General features: G+C 71.4%; 16 protein-coding genes and 1 pseudogene. 9 read left to right on the top strand and 8 right to left on the bottom strand.

Going from position 1 to position 23,991, the window contains the following annotated elements; genetic code table 11:
• Window positions 1–16 precede the first annotated feature (16 nt).
• The gene (locus tag C1703_RS31035; protein WP_114255933.1) at window positions 17–1,045 is read left to right on the top strand and encodes a cysteine synthase family protein; all 1,029 of its coding nucleotides are present in this window, start codon (window positions 17–19) and stop codon (window positions 1,043–1,045) included.
• Between the two features lie 14 nt (window positions 1,046–1,059).
• Window positions 1,060–2,466, top strand: coding sequence for an MATE family efflux transporter (locus C1703_RS31030; RefSeq protein WP_114255932.1), 1,407 nt, complete (start codon window positions 1,060–1,062; stop codon window positions 2,464–2,466).
• A gap of 5 nt (window positions 2,467–2,471) precedes the next feature.
• On the opposite strand, the gene C1703_RS31025 is transcribed toward C1703_RS31030, so the two are convergent.
• The 7 genes and pseudogenes from C1703_RS31025 to C1703_RS30995 all read right to left on the bottom strand — a co-directional run.
• Window positions 2,472–3,410, bottom strand: a complete 939-nt coding sequence (locus C1703_RS31025; RefSeq protein WP_114255931.1) for a Dyp-type peroxidase — start codon at window positions 3,408–3,410, stop codon at window positions 2,472–2,474.
• A gap of 127 nt (window positions 3,411–3,537) precedes the next feature.
• Window positions 3,538–5,601: a beta-galactosidase gene (locus tag C1703_RS31020; RefSeq protein WP_114255930.1), complete on the bottom strand. Its 2,064-nt coding sequence runs from the start codon at window positions 5,599–5,601 to the stop codon at window positions 3,538–3,540.
• 27 nt (window positions 5,602–5,628) lie between these two features.
• The gene (locus tag C1703_RS31015; protein ID WP_114255929.1) at window positions 5,629–6,447 is read right to left on the bottom strand and encodes a carbohydrate ABC transporter permease; all 819 of its coding nucleotides are present in this window, start codon (window positions 6,445–6,447) and stop codon (window positions 5,629–5,631) included.
• Entirely contained in the window at window positions 6,447–7,385 is a 939-nt protein-coding gene (locus tag C1703_RS31010; protein WP_114255928.1) for a sugar ABC transporter permease, read from the bottom strand. The genes C1703_RS31015 and C1703_RS31010 overlap by 1 nt, the downstream gene beginning before the upstream one ends.
• A gap of 21 nt (window positions 7,386–7,406) precedes the next feature.
• Complete coding sequence (locus tag C1703_RS31005) at window positions 7,407–8,756, bottom strand: extracellular solute-binding protein (RefSeq protein WP_114255927.1); 1,350 nt, start codon at window positions 8,754–8,756, stop codon at window positions 7,407–7,409.
• A 10-nt stretch (window positions 8,757–8,766) separates the two neighbouring features.
• On the bottom strand, window positions 8,767–10,005 hold the full coding sequence (locus tag C1703_RS31000) for a LacI family DNA-binding transcriptional regulator (protein WP_232840640.1): 1,239 nt from the start codon (window positions 10,003–10,005) through the stop codon (window positions 8,767–8,769).
• 183 nt (window positions 10,006–10,188) lie between these two features.
• Window positions 10,189–10,838: pseudogene (locus C1703_RS30995) on the bottom strand (ATP-binding SpoIIE family protein phosphatase); the annotation flags it as partial.
• Between the two features lie 399 nt (window positions 10,839–11,237).
• On the opposite strand from C1703_RS30995, the gene C1703_RS30990 reads away from it, so the two are divergent.
• The 3 genes from C1703_RS30990 (at window position 11,238) to C1703_RS30980 (ending at window position 15,608) form a co-directional block, all read left to right on the top strand.
• Window positions 11,238–13,844, top strand: a complete 2,607-nt coding sequence (locus C1703_RS30990) for a hypothetical protein (RefSeq protein WP_114255926.1) — start codon at window positions 11,238–11,240, stop codon at window positions 13,842–13,844.
• Between the two features lie 7 nt (window positions 13,845–13,851).
• On the top strand, window positions 13,852–14,496 hold the full coding sequence (locus C1703_RS30985) for a hypothetical protein (RefSeq protein WP_114255925.1): 645 nt from the start codon (window positions 13,852–13,854) through the stop codon (window positions 14,494–14,496).
• A gap of 611 nt (window positions 14,497–15,107) precedes the next feature.
• On the top strand, window positions 15,108–15,608 hold the full coding sequence (locus tag C1703_RS30980; RefSeq protein ID WP_114255924.1) for a hypothetical protein: 501 nt from the start codon (window positions 15,108–15,110) through the stop codon (window positions 15,606–15,608).
• Window positions 15,609–15,746: 138 nt separating this feature from the next.
• On the opposite strand, the gene C1703_RS30975 is transcribed toward C1703_RS30980, so the two are convergent.
• A complete protein-coding gene (locus C1703_RS30975; RefSeq protein ID WP_114255923.1) occupies window positions 15,747–16,511 on the bottom strand; it encodes an SIS domain-containing protein in 765 nt (254 codons plus the stop codon).
• Window positions 16,512–16,648: 137 nt separating this feature from the next.
• Between C1703_RS30975 and C1703_RS30970 the strand changes: the two genes are divergently transcribed.
• From C1703_RS30970 to C1703_RS30955, 4 genes are all read left to right on the top strand, one after another.
• On the top strand, window positions 16,649–17,533 hold the full coding sequence (locus tag C1703_RS30970) for a MurR/RpiR family transcriptional regulator (RefSeq protein WP_114255922.1): 885 nt from the start codon (window positions 16,649–16,651) through the stop codon (window positions 17,531–17,533).
• Between the two features lie 108 nt (window positions 17,534–17,641).
• Window positions 17,642–21,853: an NEW3 domain-containing protein gene (locus C1703_RS30965; protein ID WP_114255921.1), complete on the top strand. Its 4,212-nt coding sequence runs from the start codon at window positions 17,642–17,644 to the stop codon at window positions 21,851–21,853.
• Window positions 21,850–22,488 carry a peptidyl-prolyl cis-trans isomerase gene (locus tag C1703_RS30960; protein ID WP_114255920.1) on the top strand — a complete coding sequence of 213 codons (639 nt, stop codon included), beginning with the start codon at window positions 21,850–21,852 and terminating at the stop codon, window positions 22,486–22,488. Before C1703_RS30965 ends, C1703_RS30960 begins: the two co-directional genes overlap by 4 nt.
• Before the next feature lie 128 nt (window positions 22,489–22,616).
• A complete protein-coding gene (locus C1703_RS30955) occupies window positions 22,617–23,990 on the top strand; it encodes a sugar ABC transporter substrate-binding protein (RefSeq protein WP_198678321.1) in 1,374 nt (457 codons plus the stop codon).
• The last annotated feature ends 1 nt before the right edge of the window (window position 23,991 follow it).

Raw genomic sequence — 23,991 nt, 5'->3', positions numbered from 1 at the left:
CCCCTGGAGCCATCCGATGGACAAGACGCTCACGCGTCCCGCCGTGGTCAGCCGCGTCTCCGACCTCATAGGCCACACGCCCCTGTTCGAGCTGTGCCGCACCGAGACGGGCAGCCGGCTGCTGCTGAAGCTGGAGCAGTTCAACCCGACCGGCACCGCCAAGATCCGTATGGCCCGCCAGATGGTCCTCGACGCCGAGGAGCGCGGCCTGCTGCCCCCGGGCGGCCGGATCGTCGAGTCGACCTCCGGCAACACCGGGCTCGGCCTCGCCGTCATCGCCGCCGAGCGCGGCTACACCTTCACCGCGGTCGTCGACCACCACGCCTGCGCCGACAAGCTGCGCGGCATGAAGGCGCTGGGCGCCGAACTCCTCTACGTCGCCGAGGAGGGCGACGAGGAGCTGGCCACCGCCGCGCGCGAGGAGTTCGCCGAGAAACTGGCCGCCGAGGACGACACCGCCTTCTTCACCGAGCAGCACAACAACCCGGCCAACGCGGTCGGTTACCACGCCGTGGCCCATGAGCTCGACGCCGCCCTGGAGGGCCGTATCGACGTCCTGGTCGGTGCCGTGGGCACGGGCGGCGGGCTGTGCGGGACCGGGCGGGAGCTGCGGAAGACCGTGCCGGACGTGCGGATCGTGGGCGTCGAGCCGAAGGGGTCCATCGCGTTCGGCGGGCCCGCGCACGACTACTACCAGTCCGGCACCGGCACCCCCGAGGGCGCCACGATCGGCCTGCTCGTGGACTTCGACCTGATCGACGAGGGCGTGAAGGTCGGTGACGTGGAGGCGTTCGCGACCGCCCGGGTCGTCGCGCGCCGCACCGGGCTGCTGATCGGCGGCTCGGCGGGCGGGGTCGTGCACGAGGCGCTGACCCGCATGTCCGCGCTGCCGCCGGGCACGACTATGGTCGCCCTGGTCAACGACGGAGGCGAGAAGTACATGGACACGGTCTTCGACGACGACTGGATGACCGCCCGATCCCTCATCGACCCGGCCGTGGAGCGCGAGGTCGACGAGCTGCTGACGAAACTCCGCGAGAACTGACGAGACGCCCTCAGATGCCGACACCGCTCTCCACCCTGCTCCGGGACAGCCGGGCCCTTGCCACCCTGGCCGTCCCGCTCGCCCTGACCCAGCTCGCCCAGGTCGCCCTCACCACCACCGACACGGTGATGATGGGCCTGATGGGCGCCGAGGCGCTGGCCGGCGGCGGCCTGGCGATGGTCGTGTTCAACCAGCTGCGGACCATGGGCGTCGGCCTGGTCACCGCGGTCGGCAACCAGGTGTCCGCGGCCTCCGCCCGCGACGACGACGAGGCGGAGCTGTCCGAGGAGGCCGCCGAGGAGGTCCGGGACGTGGTCCGCGCCGCGCTGGCGCTGGCCACCCTGGCCGGCGTCGCCGGCGCGCTGGTCATCCTGCTGATCGGGCGCGCCCTGGCCTACCTCGGTCAGGACCCCGAGGTCGTGGACACGGCCTGGCCGCTGCTGCTCGCGCTCGCCCCCGGCCTGGTCCCCTGCCTGTGGTTCCAGGCGATCCGCCAGTTCACCGTCGGCATGCGCCGCCCGCAGGCCCTGCTGCGGATCACGATCGCGTCGGTCGCCGTCAACGCGGGCCTCAACTGGGTCCTCGTCCACGGCACCTGGGGCCTGCCGAAGCTGGGGCTGCCCGGCATCGGGCTCGCCACCTCGCTGGTGTACGCGCTGACCTGCGTGGCCCTGTACGTCTCCGCGCGCCGCGACCCCCGGCTCGCCCCGCTCCTGGACATCCGGTTCTGGAAGGCCCGCCCGGCGACCCTGCGCCGGCTGACCGGCCTGGGCGTGCCCATCGCCGCCACCTACGGGTCCGAGGCGGGCTTCTTCTCCGTCGTCGCCCTGCTCATCGGCACGTTCGGCAGTGCGGCGCTGGCCGCGCACACGGCCGTCAACCAGCTCATCTACATCGTGTTCCAGGTCGCGGTCGGCCTGTCCCACGCCGCGTCCCTCAACGTCAGCCGGGAACTCGCCCTGGACCGGATCGCCGCCGCGCGGCGCATCAAGAACACCGCGCTGGCGTGCGCCGCGGCCGTGATGGCCGTGGTCGGGGTCGTCTACCTGACCGTGCCCGGACTGGTGCTGCGCCCGTTCATCGACCCGTCCGGGGCGGACGGGCACAGCGCGACGGACATCGCCACCGGCCTGCTGCTGGTCGCCGCCGTGCTGCAGTTCTTCGACTGCGCGCAGAACATCGGCGTCGGCCTGCTGCGCGGCCTCGACGACACGAAGAGCGGCTTCCGGATCACCCTCGTCGGCTACTGGCTGATCGGGCTGCCCGCCGCCTGGCTCCTCGGGCACCTCGCCGGCCTGGAGACCCTGGGCGTCTGGCTCGGCCTGCTCACCGGCCTCGCCGCGACCGCCCTGCTCCTGCTGCGCCGTTACGGCCGGGCGCTGTCCCTGCGGGCGGCGGACCGGCCGGCGGCCGTGGCCTGAGCCGGTCAGCCCTCGGGCAGCGCCTCGAGGAAGTCGGCCGGCGGCACGAAGAACAGGCTGCCGGTGACGGCCCGCGAGTAGTCCAGCAGCGGGTCGGGCCCCGAGCCCGGCCCGCCCAGGAACATCTTGCGCAGCATGGTCTCGGGTATCTCCGGGGTGCGCGCGTAGGCCACGAAGTACGTGCCGAACTCCCCGTGCCCGGGCCGGCCGAACGGCATCGCCGAGCGCAGTATCTTCTGCTCGGAGCCGTCCGGGCCGAGGACGGTGTTGACGTCCTTGTGGGAGCCGGGCGCGTCCAGTTCGAGGTTGGTGAGCTTGGTGCGGCCTATCACCTTCTCCTGCGCCTCCACGGCGAGGGCCTCCCAGGCGTCCACGTCGTGCAGGTACTTCTGCACCAGCGCGTAACTGCCGCCCCGGAAGCCGGCATCCTCCTCGCCCACCAGGGCCGCGTCCGCCGCGGCCGGGCCGACGGGGTTCTCGGTGCCGTCGACGAAGCCGAGGAGGTTGCGCGAGTCGAAGTAGGAGAACGCCTGCGTCTCGTCCCGCACGGTGACCGCGCCGCGCAGCCGCCGCACGATCTCGGCGGCGAGGGCGAAGCACAGGTCGGTGCGGGCGGCCTTGAGGTGGAAGAACAGGTCGCCCGGCGTGGCCGGGGCGTGGTGCCGGGGGCCGGCCAGTTCGCGGAAGGGGTGCAGTTCGGCGGGCCGCGGCCCGCCGAACACCCGGCCCCAGGCCCGGGACCCGACCCCGGCGACGCAGCCGAGACCGCCGTCGGGGCTGGGGAAGCCGACGGAGCGCACCAGGCCCGCGAGGGAGCCCAGCACCTCCCGGACGGCGGCCTCCCCGCCGGGGTCGATCGTGGCGACCAGGAACACCGCGACCGACGCCGGCGGGTTCAGCACCGGCTGCGACAGCGTCTCTCCCGAGGGCAGCGGTGACGTCATGGCTTCCCATCCCTTCGCCCGGCCCGTACGGCCCGCCCGCTCCCCCTCCGGGACGGCGCGGCCCACGCCCCTGACACGATGCCCAGCGAAGGGGCGGCCGGAACTCGCCCGGCGGAACGGGTGGTTGCTACTCGTCCTCCTCGCGGAGCACCTTGACGTCCCAGGGCCCGAGCGGCACCGCGTCGGCGTACGCCGTCTCCGACAGCACGTCCCGCAGGGGCGAGGGCACCGGCACGGACACCTCCTGCCAGGACCAGTTGTGCAGGAAGCGCACGCGGCGGCCGTCCCGGGCGGTCGCCGAGGCGGCCGTGACGCTCGGGTGCGCCGGGCGCCAGGCGCCGCCGTCGGGCGCGTACCGGTCGAACAGGGCCCGGGCGAGGACCGGGTCGGGCACGGTCCCCACGTAGGTGACGCGCCCGGCGCCGTGGCGGTGGGTGGTGACGGCGGGCCAGCGGCCGAAGTGCGGATGCGCGTACGCCGCCAGCGTCTCGGCGCCCCGCGGCCGCAGCCCGTCCGCCCAGTGCAGGGCGTGCGCGTCGGCCGGCAGGGGGAGGGACTCCGTGCCGGTGACGGGCAGCGGGTCGCGCAGGTTGCTGAATTCGTCGTACGTCACCCCGGCCGCCTCCGCGAGCCGCCCCGGCTGGAGGTCGGTGCGGGCCCGGGCCTCGGTGTCGCCGTAGCCGGTGCGGGGGCCGAGGACGAGGTGGCCGCCGGCCTCGGCGTAGGCGCGCAGCCGGTCGAGGACGGTGTCGTCGGCGGCGTAGTAGGCGGGGACGACCAGGAGCGGCGGCAGGTCGGCGTCCGGGAGCTGCCCGGGGTGCAGCACGCGCGCCTGGAGCCCCGCGTCGAAGGCACCCCGGTAGAAGGCGTCGAAGATCCTCTCGTACGACCGCCCGTCCGGGTTCCCGGCGGCGTCGGCCAGCGGCGGCTGCCCCTGGAGCGCCCACTTGCTGGGGCCGTCGTAGAGGAAGGCGACGTCGGCGTCCGGGGTGAGGGCCGCCACGAGATCACCGGCCTTCTCCAACTCGTCGCCCAGGGCCGCCAGTTCACGGTAGACGCGGCCGGGGCGTCCGTTGTGCGGGAGGATGCCGCCCCAGTAGGTCTCGGCGCCGAAGTGCAGGGTGTGCCAGTGCCAGTACTCGATCATCGACGCGCCCCGGGAGATCAGCGCCCAGGCGGCCTGGCGCCACTGGCCGTCGTAGGCGGGGCGGTTGTCCCAGGGCCCGCCGATGGCCTGCGCGTTGGTCTCCGTCACCAGGAAGGGCTCCTGGCGGGAGGAGTACATGCGGTCGGCGCTGCGGTACAGCGCCCAGGTGCCGTTGGTCGTCCAGTGCTGGCCGTCGCCGCCGGTGTCCGGGAGGGCGAGGGCGTCCTGCATCGTGTAGTACGGGTTGCCGGCGGTGACGTCGAGGTGCGCGGTGAGCCGGTCGTCCTCGACGCCCTGGCGGTCGTAGGAGATGCAGGTGGTGACGAACTGGCCGGGGCGGGCGTACTCGCGCACGATGTCCGCCTGCCAGGCGATGAACTCGGTGACGAGCCGGGCCTGGAAGCGCCGCCACGCCAGGTCGTACTGCGGCTGGGCGTTGCCGTCGGGGGTCCACAGGTCGGCCCAGGTGGACAGCCGGTGCGACCAGTAGACCAGGCCCCACTCGCGGTTGAGGGTCTCCACGTCGCCGTACCGCGCGCGGAGTTCGTCGGTGAAGCGCTGGAAGACGCCGTGGTTGTGCAGCAGGTGCAGGCCGGGCTCGTTGTCGACCTGGTAGCCGATGACCGCGGGGTGGTCGGCGTAGCGTTCGGTGATCCTGCGGATGATCCGCTCGGCGTGGAAGCGGAACGCCGGGTGGGTGAGGTCGACCTCCTGCCGGGCGCCCCAGCCGAGCCGCTCGCCGGTGCGGGTCTCCCCCGTGATCTCCGGGTACAGGCGGGCCAGCCAGGGCGGCACCGCGTACGTCGGCGTGCCGAGGATCACCGAGATGCCGCGCTCGTGGGCGCCGTCCAGGACCGGCTGGAGCCAGTCGAGGTCGAAGCGGCCGTTCTCGGGCTCCCAGGTGGACCACACGGACTCGCCGACGCGGATCACCGTGAAGCGGGCCTCGGCCATCAGGTCGAGGTCGTCCTTGAGGCGGTCGTACGGCTGGTACTCGTGGTAGTAGGCGGCACCGAACAGGACGCGTCGGGGCGGCTCGAACATGCTTCTCCTTCAGCTGAGTGACGGGTGTCAGCCCTTGACCGCGCCCGTGGACAGGCCTTCGAGGAGCTGCTTGCGCAGCAGCACGAAGAGGGCGACGGCGGGCAGGACGGCGAGGACGGCTCCGGCGAGCACGAGGTCGTACTGCCGCTGCTCCGACACGAACAGCGTCTGCAGGCCGAGCGGCAGGGTGTACCGGGAGCTGTCGGAGACCAGCACCAGCGGCCACAGGAAGCTGTTATAGCTCTGCAGGAACTGCCAGACGGCCAGGGCGCCCAGCGAGGGCCGCAGCAGGGGCAGCACGATGGTCCGGAAGATGCCGAACTCGCTCGCCCCGTCGATCCGGGCGGCCTCCAGCACCGAGTCCGGGATGGCCTGCACGATGTACTGCTGCATCATGAAGATCCCGAAGGCGGGCGCCACCCAGGGCACGATCAGCGCGAACCAGGGGCTGCCGAGGCCGGTCTTGACGAGGATCACGAACAGCGGCACGAGGATCACCGCGAACGGGATCGACAGCGAGCTGAACATGACGTCGAACAGCAGCCGCCTGCCGGCGAAGCGGAACTTGGCGAAGCCGTAGCCGGCGAGCGCGCACACGAAGACGGACACGGTGGTGGCGACGACGGCGACCACCGTGCTCATCAGGAACCAGCGGCCGAAGGGCTGGTCGGTGAGCAGGGCGCGGTAGTTGTCGAGGGTGAAGGGGTCCGGGACGAGTTCCGGCGGGTAGCCGAAGATGTCGCCGCGCGGCTTGAGCGAGCCGCTCAGCGCCCACACCAGCGGGGCGAGGAAGCCCACGAACAGCAGGACCAGGAAGACGTACAGGGGCAGGCGGGCGCGGGTCATCAGGCGGCCCTCCCGATGCCGAGGAGACGGTTGACGAGCCGGCTGAGGCCGAAGACGACGACGAAGAGGACGACGGCGGCGGCCGCCGCGTAGCCGAACTGCTGGCGCTGGAAGGCGGCCCGGTAGATGAACATGGTCACCGAGAGGGTCGACTCGGCCGGCCCGCCGCCGGTCAGCAGGTAGGGCTCCTCGAAGATCTGGGCCGCGCAGATGAAGGACGTGACGACGACGAACGCCGTCACCGGCTTCAGCGCCGGCAGGGTGACGGTGGTGAAGGTGCGCAGCCGCCCGGCCCCGTCGAGGGCGGCGGCCTCGTACAGCTCCCGCGGCACGTTCTGCAGCCCCGCGAGGAAGAAGACGGTGAGATAGCCGGTCCAGCGCCACAGCATGACCAGGGCGATGCTCACCTTGGCCAGGCTCGGATCACCCAGCCAGTCGACGCCGCCGGTGCCGAACAGGGAGCGCAGCACCGCGTTCGCCAGTCCGAACTGCCGGTCGAAGATCAGGCCGAAGATCAGGGCGACGAGGATCGGGGAGACCACGATCGGCACGAAGTAGGCTGTGCGCCACAGGTCGCGCACGCGCAGGCCGCGGGTGTTGAGGGCCTGGGCGATCAGCAGCGCGAGCGGGACGACGAGGCAGACCGCGACCAGCACGAAGACGGCGGTGTTGCCGAGGGCCCGGTGGAAGCTTATGTCGGTGGCGAGGAGCCGGTAGTTGCGCAGCCCCACCCAGTGCGGGGTGCCGAGCCCGACCCACTCGGTGAGGCTCAGCCACAGCGAGACACCGACCGGGACCAGCATGAACAGGACGTAGAGGAGATAGAAGGGCGAGACGAAGAGGTAGGGCGCCCAGGCCCGGCGGGGGCGGTGTTCCTCCCGGCCCGGGGCGCTGTGCGCGTGCGTGGCCCCGGGCGGCCCGGTGACGGTGGTGGTCATGATGGGTCCTCCTGATCCGAACTACCGCCCGGCCTGATCACGGAAATCGGCCGCCGTCCGCTTCAGCGCCTGACGCGGCGACAGATCCCCGTGGTACGCCCGCAGCAGGTTCCCCCCGAGCACGTCGTAGAGGATCGACTGGTCGGGGCTCTGGTGGAACGGCGGCACGTCGGGCAGCAGGGAGCGGTAGAGGCGGAAGAGCCGCTGCCCGCCGCAGAAGTCGTCCGTGTAGGCGCCCAGGCGGGGGTCGTCGAAGACAGAGCGGCGGGTGGGCAGATAGCCGGTCTCGGTGAAGCGGCGGACCTGGCCGTCGTGGGTGAGCCACGTCCGGAAGAGGAACTCCCTGGCCGCCCGGGTGTTGGCCTTGTCCTTGACGACGCCGAAGCCGGTGCCGCCCAGTGCCGCGGTCACCCCGCCGCCGCCCGCGAAGCGGGGCAGGGCGCGGACCCGCCATCTGCCCTTCTGCTCGGGCACGTTGGTGACCAGGCCGTAGTTCTTGTACCAGATGGCCATGGGCAGGCCGATGACCCGGCCCCGTTTCAGCGCGGTCTGCATGCCGGCCCCGTAGTAGTCGGAGACCTCGACGGCGAAGCCGCTGCGCAGCCCCTCGCAGAGGAACCGCAGCACCTCCTCGGCCTCGGGCGAGTCCAGGCGCAGGTTCCCGGTGGCGTCGAAGAAGGTGCCGCCGCGCTGGTAGAGCAGCATCTGGAAGGACTGCACGACCTGGGCCGGGTCGCTGCCCACCGTGGAGACCACGCACATCGAGGCCCCGTGGTCCCGGTGCGCCCGGGCGCCGGCCTCGGCGAACTCCTCCCAGGTCGCCATGTCTTCGGGGAGGCCGTACTTCTCGAAGAGGTCCTGGCGGTAGAAGTAGACGACCATCGGGGTGTCCGAGTCGAAGGCGTAGACGCTGCCGTCCTTGCTGAAGGGGGCGGTCCGGGCGGGCAGCAGGTCGTCCTTGAGGCCGGGTACGGCCTCGATGTCGGGGGTGAAGTCGTACAGCAGCCGCTCGGCGATGTCGCCGCGCAGCATGCGCGGGAAGCCGGCGATCTCGAAGCCGACGAGGTCGGGGGTGCCGCGGCCGGCGACGGCCTGGGCGAGCAGCTTGGTGACGATGTCCGGGGCGCCGGCGCGGGTGACCTTCAGGTGGTAGCGGAAGTCGGTGGCGCGGTCGGCCTCCGGGAGGCCCTTGGCGAAGAACGCCTCGTAGCCCGGGTCGTGGGTCCACAGGGAGAGGGTGACGTCGCCGGAGGTGCGGGGCGTGGTGCTGCCCCCGCCGCAGGCGGCGAGTGCGGCGGTGGTGCCGAGGCCGAGGGCTCCGCGCAGCAGGGCGCGGCGGGTCGGCGGGGCGTGGGGCGGTGGGGTGTACACACGTGGCTCCTCACGTGGTGCGGCTCGGGCCGGTGGACGCCCGACGGGCGGGCGGCGCGTGCGGCGGCGGTCCCGGACGGCGCACGCGGGCACGGCGCGCCGGGCCGGTGGCGGGTGCCGTGGCGGCCGTGGCGTCAACGGTCGGTGGGGGCGGGCGGTCGGGGGGGGGCAGGGGCCGGTGCGGGGTGGGGCGCGGGCCGGGGTGGCGTACCGGCCCGGTCGAGGCCCGTACGGTCAGTTCCACCGCCAGGTCGGCCGGTGCGGTCGGTGCGGGGCGGCCCTCGATCAGGGCGATCAGTACGTCGACGGCGCGGTCGGCGACGGCGGCGAAGTTCTGCCGGACGGTGGTCAGCGGCGGGGAGAGGTAGGCGGCGGCGGGGATGTCGTCGTAGCCGACGACACTCACGTCACCGGGGACGGCACGGCCCGCGTCGGCGAACGCGCGCAGCGCGCCGATGGCCATGTCGTCGTTGGCGGCGAACACGGCTGTGACGTCGGAGAGTTCGGCGAGCTGCCGCCCCGCGGCGTAGCCGGAGGCCGGGCTCCAGTCGCCCGGTGACGGCAGGGGCGGCTCCGGCGCGCCGGCGGCGGCGAGGGCCTCCCGCCAGCCGCGCAGGCGGTCGCGGGCGGCCCACCAGTCCTGCGGCCCCGGGAGGTGCCAGACGGTGCGGTGGCCCAGGGAGAGCAGGTGCTCGGTGGCGATCCGGGCGGCCGTGACGCCGTCGGCGCCGACCACGGCGCTCGTGCCCGGTGTCAGCTCCACGCCCTCGCCGAGGCTGACCACCGGCACGTCCGCGCTCAGTCTCAGCGGCGTGCCGTCGTCGATGGGCTCGGACAGCACGATCCCGTCCACGCCCTGTTCCAGCAGCGCGTCCACGGCCACCGAGACGCGCTGCCCCTCCAGGGTGCTGGCCAGCGCGACGGAGTACCCGGCGCGCTGCATGGCCCGCTCCAGGGCGATGAGCAGGGTCGACGGGCCGTAGAGCGAACTGCCGAGCGAGACCACGCCGACCCGACGGTAGCGGCCGAGGAGCAGGGCACGGGCCGCGGTGTTGGGGCGGTAGTCCAGGTCGCGGACGGCCCTGAGGACGCGGTCACGTACCTCCGGGCTGACGTGCGGCTCGCCGTTGACCACTCGGGACACGGTCTTCTGCGACACCCCGGCGGCCCGGGCGACCTCGGTCATGCCGGGCCCGCGGCGACGACGCCCGCCGGCGGCCGGGGGGCCGTCGGCTCCGCTCGTGGTCATGGGCGCTCCCAGGTGTTCGGCCGTCCGTCACTGTCACATTGCTGCCTGTCTGACTACGTAGTCACGCATGCGTCGCAGCATGTGCGACCCCTGATGACTACGTAGTCAAGCCAGTCTGTGAGCGGGTGCGGACCGCGTCAAGAGGCGCGGCGGAAACGATCCGCCGGTCGGCCGAGACGGGGTTCACGGCAGCGGCTGCTCGGTCCAGATGATCTTGCCGTCGGGTGAGTAGCGGGTTCCCCAGCGGTCGGTGAGCTGGGCGACGATGAACAGGTCGCGGCCGCCCTCGTCCTCGGTGCGGGCGCGGCGCAGGCGGGGCGAGGTGCCGCTGGCGTCGGAGACCTCGCAGATCAGCGAGCGTCGCGGAGCAGCCGCAGCTGCACGGGGCCGGTCGCGTGCCGGATGGCGTTGGTGACGAGTTCGCTGGCGAGGAGCTCGGTGGTGAAGACCGGTTCGTCCAGTCCCCAGGCGGCGAGCTGCTCGGTGACGGCGGCGCGGGAGCGGGAGACCACCGCCGGGTCGCTCGGCAGGTCCCACTGGGCGACCTGGTCCGGGCCCAGCGCGTGCGTCCGGGCGACGAGCAGGGCCACGTCGTCGCTGGGGCGGGCCGGCAGCAGGGCGTCGAGGACCGCCTCGCAGGTCTCCTCCGGCGCCCGGTCGGCCCGGGCCAGGACGGTCCGCAGCTGGTCCAGGCCGGTGTCGATGTCCCGCATGCGGTCCTCGACGAGACCGTCGGTGTAGAGCACGAGCTGGCTGCCCTCGGCCAGTTGGAGCTCGGCCGTCTCGAACGGCATGCCGCCGAGTCCGAGCGGCGGCCCGGACGGCAGGTCGACGTGGGCGCCGGCCATAAAACGCTCATGGGCATCGACGAGGCCGCCGATGTCGTCCCAGGCGACGGTCACCGGGATCACTTCCCTCACCGGAAGGAGGCCCAAGCGGTTCACCCTAGTCCCGATGTGACGCCGATCACAAGGTCGGACCGGCGGCGTTCCGGCCGTCTCCTGAGCCAGGTGGGTGCCGGACCGGTCCGCCTCCCTTTGCCTACGGGTCGACCAGCGGGCGTCACCGGTGGTGACAGGGATGACGAGCAACAGGGAGTTCGGTTGCCGGTGAGGGTTCGGTAATGGGTCGCGGACCATGCCCGCACCCCTTCGTATGATGATCTGACTGACTGAAGCTCGGAGGGGCTAGGTCCGGAGCAGGCGGCAACAGGCTTACGGGGGTTGGGAAGCGTGATCCAGCCGGAGAAGATCCCCCAGTTCACCGGGAATCTGGAGCAGCTGGAGACGGACTACGCGGACCTGAAGAAGGACGCGGGTCACGTCCGGGACGCCGGTGGTGACATCCACTCCCGTTTCCAGGGCTTGTCGGCGTTCTACCACGCTCCGGAGGCGGAGCAGTTGTTCGCGACGACGAAGCCGGTGAAGGAGAAGGCGGACGCCTTCGCCGACGACCTGGAGAAGGTCTCGGGCGCGCTGTCGTCGTACGCGACGGAGATCCGTCCGCTGGTGGCGAAGCTGAAGCAGCTCAAAGCGGACGCGGCGGCTTTCGTCTCGTCGGTCAGGGACGATGACGAGTGGGAGTACGACGAGGACAAGGTCGACGAGCACAACAAGCTGCGCGATGACATCACCGCGACGGTCGCGGCGTTCTGGGCGGCGGAGCGGACCTGCCACAACAAGATCACCGCGTTGTGGGGCGGGACGCAGATGGTGGCCGGGGACGGTTCGGACAAGAAGAACCAGTACGGCTTCAACGCCGAGGACATGAAGAACGCCAAACTCCCCTGGGGTGACCCGGTGGAGGAGAAGCACAAGTGGTACGAGGTCGGCCACTGGGTGAAGTCGTTCGTGTGGGACGGCCTGATCGTCGACGGTATCTGGGGCACGATCAAGGGTCTGGGCACCCTGGTCGGCTTCGGTGGCTGGGAGGCGATGGGCCAGGCGTGGAAGGGCCTGGCCCAGCTCGCGACCGGTCTGGCCATCACCGCGATCCCCGGGGCGCAGGCGTGGTTCTGGACGGCGTCGGACAAGGACATGCCGTCCTGGCTGCGTGACTCGCGCACCGCGATGAAGGAGACCGGCAAGGCGCTGATGGCGTGGGACGAGTGGGGCAAGAACCCCGCCCGCGCCGCGGGTGCGGTCACCTTCAACGTCCTGACCACGGTCTTCACCGGCGGCGCCGGGGCTGCGGCCTCGGGTGCGGGCAAGGCGGGCGCGGTCGCGAAGGCGTTGTCGGTGGCGGGCAAGGCCGGCCGGGTGATCGACCCGATGACCTACATCGCCAAGGGCGCGGGCGCCGGCCTGTCGAAGATCGGCGACATCAGCAAGGCACTGAAGGGCGTCGGCAACATCGACATCCCCGCCCTGCCCGAGAACGCCGTCACCCTGCCCGAAGGCACGGTCAAGCTCCCCGACGGCACCGTGCAACTGCCCGAGGGCGCGGCCCTGCCGGACGGCGCGACGAAACTGCCCGACGGCAACGTCCGACTGCCCGACGACGCCCCGGTCCTGCCCGAAGGCACCACGAAACTCCCCACCGAGGACGGCGCCCCGGCCCGCTACTACGACCCGGACGGCAACATCCTCGACGAGCACGGCAACGTCCTGCAGAAATCCGCCGACGGCCCCGGCGACGTCGTCGACCAGCCACACCTGCCCGACACCCCGGCCGGCCCGGCCTCGGGCGCGGACACCCCACGCGTCGACTCCCCCGCCCAGCAACCAGCCCTGGTCGGCGCCGGCACCCACACCGCCGAACAAGCCGGACAGGCCGGACAGCACATCCGCCTGGGCAACAGCCTCGACGACGGCCTCGGAGATGTCGGACGGACCGGCGACGACGCAGCCGTTCCCCAGGCCCGGGCGGGCGGTGACCACCTCCCCGGAGGTCGGGCTGACGATCTGGCAAAGGGACCTTCGGCCAGTCACGAGCCCCCTTCGGGCCACTCGAGCGGTGATGCGGACGCGCCTGGTGGCAAAACCCACGAACACGGGAGCTCAGGCGGCCACAAAGAAAGTCCGACAATCGGAAGCGTCGATGATCCGCAGCATGCGGGCGGCAACGGAGCGGGCAACTCATCTGAGGCCGGTCACGTTCCACCTGGCGGCGGCCACCCCGACCTGTCGGGGAGTGACCACCCGGGCGGCCGTCCCATCGACGATATAGCGTCCGATCGGTACAGCACGGGTGACCACGCTTCACACCCTCCTTCAGAACCCATGCGTCCTGACCAGAAGGAGGCGCTGACGGAGGCGCTGACTCGGGCAAGAATGAGCCAAGCAGATCAGGAAAAGGTACTGCGCACTTTGGGGAAGGAGCCCTACGGTGCAGATGTGGCTGAGCTGATCTCTCGCGGGCATCTGAGCGGCGTCAAGAACTACGACGAGATCCTCAATATGTGCAAACAGGCCAGCAAGGGTGAGCAGAAGGGAATGGTTCCGGCTGCCTACATGGCGCTGAGTCATGCGACAGATCTGCAGAGCAGAGGCTTCACGCATCTCGCTTTCGAGCTGAAGGACGGCGCGACCGGCCTCGACTTGGATGTCACTACACTCCACGCCGATGGCTCACCGCATTATGGCTACCAGTTGAAAGATGTCGACAATATCGGGGGCATCAAGGGTGCGGCAAAGAGCGCCGGCAAACAGCTGCTTCCTGAGGTCACAGGCGCCAAGAAGATCGCCGTTCTTGATGTGCACCAGTCGATGTCGGAACTCAATGCCAAGATGTTCAGGGAAGTAGAATTCCAGGCGAGAAGGACAGGGGCCACGTACCACCTGCGCTTCCACGATGGTTCCGTCACCGTTCCGTCCAACGGTCACCCGTTGTTCCCGTGAGGTAGTCATGTCGACCTTGAAGCGCGCCCCGCGTCCCTGTGGCTCCTGGTTCTGGGACCTGGAGGAGTACGCCCCGCCGGGATTGGAATCCGCGCTGATGACGGCAGCGCGCATGACCGAGGTCCTGCGAAAGCACGACCTCTTGCTGCCGCAGCAGTTGGAGTACCGTTGGTATGTCCCCGGGTCGGGCGGGATCAACATCATGACAACCCTGGCCTGTACGGTTCCGTTGGACGACGCCGGCGTCCCCGATCTGGTTCGTGCCAGTCGGCCTGTCGGCTTCCCCGAGGCAGAGGTCGACGACCTCTACGTGATCGGCCCTGGGCAGTGGCTCGACGCCGACGGTGAGGCACATCGTGAGCCGCGGCTTGTCGAGTTCTCCGTCTCACCTGCTCCGGTGGGGCTTTCCGCCGAGCTCACCGTTCATCACGACGTCTGGATCGAGTTCGATTTTTCGGGACGTCCGCACCCTGATGTACACCGGCGTAATTCGCCCCGGCTGGCTGCTGCGCTTCAGGATCTCAACGCATTGTGCGGTGTGAACGGCGAGCCGGGGGAGCCCACGATTTTCGGTCTCGCGATGGAGCTGGGAATCGCAAGTCCCGAGCCGTACGACGACGGCTCCGGACCTGACCTCACCAACAGCCTTTGATGCGTGCCGCGATGTCTGGCAGCCGTACGTGCAGGCTGCCAGGCAAAGGACGGCACCTCGAGGCGTGAAGGGTGACGATCACGCTGGTACGGCTCACATTCCCGTGCCGTCGAAGGGTGGGAAGTGCTCGCCCACGCGTTCCACCGCCTTGATGTACGCGGTGAGGGCGTCGCAGGAGTCGGCGAGTCGGGCCATCTGATCGTCCAGGCGGCGCAGGAGGGCAGGCCGGCGCCCAGCAGGTGCCGGCCTGCCTCACCCGCAGCACGGTGCTCTCGTCGTACTCGCGGTAGCTGTTCGCGCCACCGAGCACGGCGCCCCGACACGCCGTCCACCGCCGACCACACCGACGGTCCGCGCACGACCGGGACGCACAGCGACGGGCGGGTACCCGTGGCAACCACCATGAGCCGCCGGCTGGTAGTGGCCATTCAGCAGGCCTGGATGAAGCGGCCTGCGGCGCGGACGGCACTGGCCGTGGCGAGAGCAGCGGCAATAACGCACATGACCGCAGTGCCCCGCCGCGACATGAGAGCAATTCCGGCACGGCTGACAAGAAGCCCGGCCTGATTCGCCAGGACCGTAAGTTCTCCGTCGACAACACCTTCGCGCAGTTGTCGCTGGCCGTGTGCGACAGCGACGATCTTGCACAGGTGAAAGGCACCTGGGCGCTGCGGACCGAGGCCTTTCGGGCACAGGTAGGGATCGCGGACCGTGAGTACTTCGACGAGAAACTGGCGGACCTGCTGGACAAGGAGACGGTCGGGACCCTCCTCGACGACATTCGGGAGGTCATCGGCCGAGGTGTGATGCGACTGGCTGAGCGCCGCCCTCTGAGGTTCGACCTGACCACCCAGCTCGTCGATCTCTCCGCTGCGGTGGCGACCGTCGACGGCCCTCTGGCCCAACGCCTGGCTCACGACGTCCTGAGCCAGGACATCAGCCCTCGTGCGCTCATCCACGCTGCGGCGATCGTGCGGCGCTCCCGAACCGCCGACGCTCATGCGTTCGCGGAGTATCTGTGCAGCGCCGGGGACGACAAGGTACGTGCGCAGGTGAGTCAGGCGCTGGCGTGCCATGACGACAAGACCCTGGCGCCGGATAACGGCGGATGACAGGACGGCACCCGGGGCACCGCTGGCGACCGGCGCCTATCCGCTGGCCGTGGCGCTGACGCCCGTACCGGTGGGGTGACATGAAGCGGCCGGGGCCCCGACGAGGAGCCCCGGCCGTCCGGTCCGGGCGGGTCCGGCTCAGCTCGCCGTGCGGCGGATCCGGCCCGCGTACTTCTTCTCCAGCTCCAGGTTGCCCTCGAACCCGCCGGGCACGTTGGCCGAGACGTAGACCGGGGGGCGCTCCCCGGCGGCGAGGAGACGGCCGGCCGCCTCGGCGACCGTCATCTGGACCAGCATCACGCCGGTGAGCGTGGACAGGGCGCAGACCGAGCCGCCGCCGGGCAGTTCGAGCAGGGAGTCGCCGCGCGGGGCCGCGTTGTCGAGGACGACGTCGGCGATGTCGGCCAGCTTCCGGCCGCTGGGATGGGCGGCGGGGACGGCCCGGGTGTGGGTGAGGGAGGTGAGGGCCAGCACGCGGTGGCCGCGCTCCTTGGCGCGCAGGGCCATCTCCACGATCACGTTGTTGACACCGGAGTTGGAGATGACGACGAACAGGTCCTCGGGGCGCGGGGCGGCGAGGTCGTAGAGCCGCGCGGCCACCCCGGCCCGGCGTTCGAGGAGCGGGTCGTCGAGGACGGACGGGTCCTCACCGCCGTAGAGGACGAGGTCGGCGATGCTCAGCCGGTTGGTGGGGACCAGTCCGCCGGCGCGGCCGGCGAGTTCGAGGACGAGGGCCTGCGAGTGGCCGGTGCCGAAGGCCTGGACGACCCCGTCGGAGCGCACGCACGCGGCGAGAAGCTCCGCGGCGGCGGCCACGTCGTCGCGGGAGGACTCGATGACCTTCTGCAGGACGGCGAGGCTCTCCCGCGCGAACCCCTGGGCGCTCACAGACTCGACGGACACGCGACACTCCCCACTGATGGATTGAACCACCCTATACTTCTCCATCGATGAATCAATAAATCACAGCCCTCGGCCTGCGGGCAATCGGGTCCTGGTATTCAATCCGCGCCCGGAAGGGTGGCTGGTACCTTCTCCCCATGCCTCCCACGGACGTCACCACACTGATCCGCACCGAGCTGCCCCGGCTGGCGGGATCCCTGCGGAAGGTCGGCGAGCTGATCCTGGAGGATCCGGCCGCCGTGACCCACTGCTCGGCCGCCGAGCTGGGCCGCCGCACCGGCACCTCCCAGGCGACGGTGACCCGTTTCTGCCGCGCCATCGGGCTCGACTCCTACCAGCACCTGCTGATCGAACTGGCCCAGGAGCGCGGCCGCGGCGAGGCCTCCGACTGGGGCACCGCCGAGATCGGCCCGGACATCTCCCCCGACGACAGCCTGGAGCGGGTCGTGCAGGTCGTCGGCACCGCGGACCTGCGGGCGGTGCAGCAGACCATCGACCGGATCGACCTCGACGCCGTCGAGCGCGCGGCGCAGGCGACCGCCCGGGCCCGCCGGATCGACGTCTACGGCGTCGGCGGCAGCGGGGCCGTGGCCCAGGAGACCGAGACCCGGCTGTTCCGGATCGGCTGCGCGGTGCGCGGCTGGACCGAGGTGCACGCCGCGACGACCTCCGCCGCCCTGCTCACCCCCGCGGACGTGGCGATCGGCATCTCCCACTCGGGGGTGACGCGCGAGACCATCGAGCCGTTCGAGCTGGCCAAGGAGCGCGGCGCCACCACCGTCGCGATCACGGCCGACCCGCGCTCGCCGCTGGCCCGGGCCGCCGACGTCCGGCTCGTCTCCTCGTCCTCCGAGACCAGCTTCCGCACCGGCAGCATCGGCGCCCGGCACAGCGTGCTGGTGCTCATCGACTGCCTGTACGTCCGGGTCGCCCAGCTCTCCTACCAGCGGGCGAGCGCCTCGCTGGCACTGACCGACCACATCGCCGGGCAGCATGCCGTGAGGTCCCGGCGGACCAGGTGACCCTGGCCGGGCATGCATGGATGAACCACCAACTTGACGCGAAGGTGGTTGTTTGAATCACTCCTGCCGTGCAGGATGGGGCTCCCCCAGAGCACTCGTAGGAGCCCCATGCGCGTCACCTCTGTCGAGTCGACCGAGCTCTTCACCGGGACCACCGAGCAGCCGCGCCAGGTGGTCGCCGTCGAGCTGAGCCACACGCCGGGCCGGACCGTCCGGCTCACCGTCGAGGGCCCGGGCCTCACCGGCACCACCGGGGCCAGCGTCGGCGAGGACGGCACGGCACGCGCCGAGATACCCGTGACCGGCGAGGACCTGCTCCCCGGCGACCGCCGCGAGATCACGGTCACCGCCACCGACGGCGACGAGTCCGCCTCCCGCACGGGCCTGTTCACGGCGGCCGAACCCGGCTGGACCATGTTCATGGTCAGCCACTTCCACTACGACCCCGTCTGGTGGAACACCCAGGGCGCCTACACCGAGACCTGGGACGTCGCCGACGACCCCGCCTCAAGCGGCCTGCCCGCCCGCACCTTCGACTCGCGCGGCCAGTCCGGCATGAGCCTCGTGCGGGCCCACTGCGACCTGGCCCGGCGCGACCCGGCGTACACCTTCGTGCTCGCCGAGGTCGACTACCTCAAGCCCTACTGGGACGCCTTCCCGGAGGAGCGCGCCTTCCTGCGGCAGCTGATCCGAACCGGCCGCGTGGAGATCATGGGCGGCACCTACAACGAGCCCAACACCAACCTCACCGGTGCCGAGGCCACCATCCGCAACGCCCTGTACGGCGACGGCTACCAGCGCGGCATCATCGGCGCGTCCCCGGAGACCGCCTGGCAGCTGGACGCCTTCGGGCACGACCCGCAGTTCCCGGGGCTGATGGCGGACGCGGGGGTGAGCTCCAGCTCGTGGGCGCGCGGGCCGTTCCACCAGTGGGGGCCGACGCTGTCGGTCTTCGGCGAGGAGCCGCGCGATCCGAACCGGATGCAGTTCCCGGCCGAGTTCGACTGGATCGCCCCGTCGGGCCGCGGGCTGCTGACGGCGTACATGGTCAACCACTACGGCGCCGGCTGGGCGATCGACAACGCGCCCACCCTGCCCGAGGCGGAGGCCGCCGCGTACCAGCTCTTCCAGCGGCTCAAGCAGGTCGCCCTCACCCGCAACGTGCTGCTCCCGGTCGGCGGGGACTACGCGCCGCCGTGCCGCTGGGTGATGGACATCCACCGCGACTGGAACGCCCGCTACGTCTGGCCGCGGTTCATCAGCGCGATCCCCCGGGACTTCTTCGCCGCCGTCCGCGCGGAACTGGCGGCGGAGGGCCGCAAGGCATCGCCCCAGACCCGCGACATGAACCCGATCTACACCGGCAAGGACGTCTCCTACATCGACACCAAGCAGGCCCAGCGGTACGGCGAGACCCTCCTCGCCGACGCCGAGGCCTGGGCGACGCTCGCCTCCCTCGTCACCGGCCGGCCGTACCCCGACGCGGCCCTCGACAAGGCCTGGCGGCAACTCGTCTACGGCGCCCACCACGACGCCATCACCGGCTCCGAGTCGGACCAGGTCTACATCGACCTGATGACCGGCTGGCGGGAGCTGCACGACCTGGCCGTGAGCGTGCACGCCGACGCCACCCAGGCCCTGGCCGACCAGGTCACCCCGGGCGACGGCCCCGACCTGGTCGTGTTCAACTCCGCGACCTGGACACGGCAGGACGTGCTCACGATCGACGACCCGGGGCTCGTACCGGACGGGCTGCCCGCGGTCCGGGAGGACGGCCTGCTCCACGTCGTCGTCCCGGAGTCGCCCGGCATGGGCCTCAAGGCCCTCCCGCTCACCGAGGGGACCGCCCCCGGCTGGACGCCCGGCGAAGGCCTCACCATCCGCAACGAGTTCTACGAGGTGACGGTCGACCCGGCGCGCGGCGGCGGCGTCAGCAGTCTGCGCGCGCTCACCGAGGGCGGCCGGGAACTGCTCCGGAACGGGGACATCGGCAACGAGATCGTCGTCCAGGAGGAGTACCCGAGGCACCCGCGCTTCGGGGAGGGCCCCTGGCACCTCACCCCGACCGGCACGACCGCCGCCCGCAGCCGGGACGTGACCGCCGAGGTACGCGTCGAGCACTCCCCCGCCGGTTCCCGCGTCACCGTCACCGCCGACCTCGGCCTCTTCCGCTGCACCCAGCGGCTGACGCTCTGGCAGGGCGTCGACCGGCTCGACCTCACCACGACCGTCGACGGGTACGACGGCGCCGACCGGCTGATCCGGGTGCGGTGGCCGTCGGACGTCCGGGGCGGGCTGCCGGTGCACGAGGTGGCGGACGCGGTGATCGGGCGCGGCTTCGGGTTCGTGGAGGTGGACAGCGAGCGGTTCCCGTGGACGCTGGACAACCCGGCGAACACCTGGTTCGGCCTCGGCTGCACCGCCCGGGTCGCCGTCCACGACGACTCCGGCGCGCTCCTCGGGCACCGCGCGATCGGCGTCGCCGAACTCGTCTACCCCGACTGGGACAGCGCGGGCGACCTCGGTGCCCCGCTCGCGGCGGCCCTGGTCCGCGCCGGGGTCACGGCGACCTCGACCGTCGCCGGCGGCCCCCGCTACGGCGACCTGGAGGTCGACTCCAACCTGCCCGACATCCGGATCGCCGTCGGCGGCCCCGACCGCAACGCCGTGGTCGCCGAGGCGCTCGGCTGGGACCCGGCGGCCGGCCGGGAACTGAAGCGCCAGCTCGCCGAGCGGGGCGTGGCCGCCGTGTGGGTCGCGCCGCGCGCCTGCCTGCGCGAGGAGTGGGTGCCCGGAGCCGACCTGCGCGATCTGGAACGGCTGCCGCTGCTGGTGGTGGCGGGCGCCCGCCCCGAGGACGACGCCAAGGCGGTCGACGCGGTCGTCGCCGACCTGGACGACTTCACGGTGACGGCGACGGCCGCCGGCGGCGGCGAGGCCCTGCCGCCCGGCGACGCCTGGGACGGCCGGAGCTTCGCGATCCTCAACCGCGGCACGCCCGGCTGCGTGGTCACCGCCTCCGGCGACCTCTACATGTCCCTGATGCGCTCCTGCACCGGCTGGCCGTCCGGCATCTGGATCGACCCGCCGCGCCGGACCGCCCCGGACGGTTCGGGCTTCCAGCTCCAGCGCTGGTCGCACACCTTCGAGTACGCGGTCGTCGCGGGCACCGGCGACTGGCGCGACCTGCGGCTGCCGCAGGCGGGCCACGCGTACAACCACCCGCTCACGGCACGCGTCCGCCGTTCCTCCGACGGCTCGCTCCCCCGCAGCTCGGCCTTGCTGCGGCTGGAGCCCGCCGGCGAGGTGCTCCTCGACGCGCTCAAGCCGGCCGGGTCCCCGCTGGCCCGGGGCAGCGAGGCCGGCGTCGATCCGGGGCAGGGCCTCGTGGTCCGCGTGCACGAGGCGGCCGGCCGGCCCGCGACGGCACGGGTGACCGGACCGGTGCCCTGGACGGCGGGCGCCCGCGCCGACGTCCTGGAAAGGCCCGGGGCGTCCCTCGCCCCGGAGGAGACCGGCGGCCTCGAAGCCGACCTGACCGGCTTCGAGGTCGCCACCCTCCTCGCCACGCCCGCCCGGCCGCCCCGACGGAGGTCCGGGCCCGGCGTCGCCGCCCACGAGCCCGCCCAGCCCGTCGCCACCCGCTACTGGCTCCACAACTCCGGCCCCGCCCCGCGCGGCAACATGCCGGTCGCCGTATACCTCTCCCCCACCACCCTCACCGCCGACGGCCCGGTCACCGCGACGGTCCGGGTCTCCTCGGAGCTGACCGACGCCCCGGCCTCCGGCACGGTCACCTTCGAGACACCTCCCGGCTGGAGCGCCGAACCCGCCGAACTCCCCTACGCCCTCGCCCCCGGCGGCTTCACCCTCACGGACATCACGGTGACCCCGCCCCCGGACGCCACGCCCGGCCGCCACTGGCTCGCCGCCCGGCTGTCGTACGGCGGCCAGACGTTCGAGGACGTGGTGGCCCTGGACGTACCGTCCGGTCACACCGGCCCGACGCTGGTGGCGGACCTGGGAACCGACCGGATCTCCGTCCGCCGGGGCGAACGGGCCCGGGTCCCCGTCACCCTGCGCAACACCACCCGCGGCCCCGTCAACGGCACCCTGTGGGCCGTCTCCTCCTGGGGCACCTGGCCCGGAGTCACGCCAGGCTGCCAGGGCTTCACGGTCCCCGGCGGGGAGCAGCTGGAGTCCACGATCGAGGTGGACGGCGCCGCGATCCCCCCGGGTTCGTACTGGCTCATGGCGAAGCTGGCCTGGCACGGCTGCGTGGCGTACACGAAGGCGGTGGAGCTGGAGGTGACGCCATGACGGGGGAATACGCGGCGCGCGTCCGGGGTGAAGCGATTCCGAAGCAGCACGTGGAGATCTTCCTGGGCGCCAGTCTCCCTAGGGGCGCGCGGAACTGCGCGACCAGCCACAACGATGCCGCACCCGCAAGACGAATCCGCCAACAACGGCGCTGGGCGACCCAGATCGTCGTCATCCACGACCTAGCCCTCCGCACCTGCGCGGAACGTGGCCTCGCCCCACCGGACGCCCCCGAGCCGATGCAACTCCTCACCATCCCCGAAACCGACGTCGCAGACCTGGGCAGCATCGTCGCGGCAGCCCTCGCCCACTCCCCGGCCGCCCGAGCCCTCCTCGCCGCCCTGGAACGCGAACAGGAGATCCCGGAGACGGCCGTACGCGACTACTACGACCGCAACCTGGACCGCTACCTCACCCCCGACGCCCTGCGCAGGGGTGTGGACCCCTACACCGAACCCTCGGACATCCAGCCCTACGAGCAGGTCCGCGACGCCATCACCCGAGAACTCCGCCGGGCAGCGGCCCGCCGCGCGTTCTTCGACTGGCTTGACCAGGCCCGCGCGGACGTCGTCTACGCCGAAGGCCACGAACACCCCGGCGACCCCACCCACCAGGACCACGAACACCGTCACTGATCGCCGTACGCAATCGAACAGCAACACGGCAAACCATTGACCTCCGATGAATTCTGGTCCACCTTTTCATCAATCGAAGTCCAACTTGGTGATTTGAGCCAGCACCGACTGGTCCCAGGAGGGCAGCAATGCACGCAAGAAGACTCACCGGATCCCTGACCTGTCTGGTCGTCCTGACGCTGACGGCCGCCGGCTGCGGCCTGTCCGGCGGCGGATCCGGCGGCGGTGACGCCACGGCCGGCGGCTGCAAGGTCGACAAGGGCAACGTCGGCTCCGGCAAGCTCTCCGGCGAGGTCAAGGGGAAGATCACCTTCCAGACCACCAACCTGAAGAAGGACTTCGGGAAGTACTTCAACGGCGTCATCGACGCCTTCGAGCAGGCCCACCCCGGCACCAAGGTCAACTGGATCGACGACCCGGGCGACGCCACCTTCACCCAGCGCCTGGTCGCCGACGCGCAGGGCTGCACGCTGCCCGACGTGGTGAACATCAACGTCAACACGGCGGTGGCGCTGACGAAGAACGGCTACCTGCTGAACCTCGACGACAAGGCCCCGGACGCGGGCAAGCCGTTCGTGCCCGCCTTGTGGAAGTCCAGCATGTACGCCGACGCGGACGGCGAGAAGGTGCACAGCGTGCTGCCCTGGTACTCCGGCGGCATCGTGCAGACCTTCAACACCGACCTGATGAAGAAGGCGGGCCTGGACCCGGCCAAACCTCCGACGACCGTCCTCGGGCTCTTCGACGACGCGGAGAAGATAGCCAAGGTCTCCGGCGGCAAGTACTACGCGTTCCTCGCCAACCCGCAGCTGCGCATCCCCGCCGACTGGCAGCAGATGGGCGTCAAGGTCCTGTCCGAGGACGGCAAGAAGTTCACCTTCGCCGACGACCCGAAGACCGTGCGGTGGGTCGAGGCGATGACGAAGCTGTACAAGGCCGGCGGCATGCCCCGCGACTCGCTGTCCTCCACGCAGGACCCGGCCAACGTCTACGGCCAGGGCAAGCTGGTCTACGGGCCGACCAACCCCAACTTCCTGCGGTTCATCCAGCAGAACAACCCGAGCGTCTACAAGAAGACCGGCGTGGCCCGCTACATGCTGGACGCCCTCGGCCACACCGTCGGCGCCCCGCAGTACATCGGCGTCGCCTCCACCAGCAAGAACGCGGCGACCGCGCTGGCCTTCGCGCAGTTCCTGACCAACGCGGAGAACCAGCTGGAGTGGGCGAAGGACCCGAACGTCGTCATCTTCCCCTCCACCACGGCCTCCCTGAACGACCCGTTCTTCCAGTCGGTCAAGGGCGACGACCCCTTCGCCGAGGCCCGCAAGATCGTCGCCAGTGACCGCAAGACCGCCACGGCCGACGAGATCGCCCTGACGCCGGGCGAGCTGAACGCCATCTCGGCCCAGATCCAGCTGGCCATGCAGGGCAAGAAGAGCGCCGCGGACGCTCTGAAGGAGGCGCAGTCCAAGGCCAACCAGCTGATCGAGCAGGGCAGTTGAG

It is taken from the genome of Streptomyces sp. Go-475 (genome assembly GCF_003330845.1).
In the GTDB taxonomy this organism is placed as follows: Bacteria; Actinomycetota; Actinomycetes; order Streptomycetales; family Streptomycetaceae; genus Streptomyces.
Note: the sequence above shows the minus strand (reverse complement) of the source record. Positions and strands in the feature narration are given on the sequence as shown.

What these genes read in the sequence shown, in the direction of transcription:
- C1703_RS31035 (WP_114255933.1), top strand. Translation starts at nt 17, where the DNA reads ATGGACAAGACGCTCACGCGTCCCGCCGTGGTCAGCCGCGTCTCCGAC.
- C1703_RS31030 (WP_114255932.1), top strand. Translation starts at nt 1,060, where the DNA reads ATGCCGACACCGCTCTCCACCCTGCTCCGGGACAGCCGGGCCCTTGCC.
- C1703_RS31025 (WP_114255931.1), bottom strand. Translation starts at nt 3,410, where the DNA reads ATGACGTCACCGCTGCCCTCGGGAGAGACGCTGTCGCAGCCGGTGCTG.
- C1703_RS31020 (WP_114255930.1), bottom strand. Translation starts at nt 5,601, where the DNA reads ATGTTCGAGCCGCCCCGACGCGTCCTGTTCGGTGCCGCCTACTACCAC.
- C1703_RS31015 (WP_114255929.1), bottom strand. Translation starts at nt 6,447, where the DNA reads ATGACCCGCGCCCGCCTGCCCCTGTACGTCTTCCTGGTCCTGCTGTTC.
- C1703_RS31010 (WP_114255928.1), bottom strand. Translation starts at nt 7,385, where the DNA reads ATGACCACCACCGTCACCGGGCCGCCCGGGGCCACGCACGCGCACAGC.
- C1703_RS31000 (WP_232840640.1), bottom strand. Translation starts at nt 10,005, where the DNA reads ATGACCACGAGCGGAGCCGACGGCCCCCCGGCCGCCGGCGGGCGTCGT.
- C1703_RS30985 (WP_114255925.1), top strand. Translation starts at nt 13,852, where the DNA reads ATGTCGACCTTGAAGCGCGCCCCGCGTCCCTGTGGCTCCTGGTTCTGG.
- C1703_RS30970 (WP_114255922.1), top strand. Translation starts at nt 16,649, where the DNA reads ATGCCTCCCACGGACGTCACCACACTGATCCGCACCGAGCTGCCCCGG.
- C1703_RS30965 (WP_114255921.1), top strand. Translation starts at nt 17,642, where the DNA reads ATGCGCGTCACCTCTGTCGAGTCGACCGAGCTCTTCACCGGGACCACC.
- C1703_RS30960 (WP_114255920.1), top strand. Translation starts at nt 21,850, where the DNA reads ATGACGGGGGAATACGCGGCGCGCGTCCGGGGTGAAGCGATTCCGAAG.
- C1703_RS30955 (WP_198678321.1), top strand. Translation starts at nt 22,617, where the DNA reads ATGCACGCAAGAAGACTCACCGGATCCCTGACCTGTCTGGTCGTCCTG.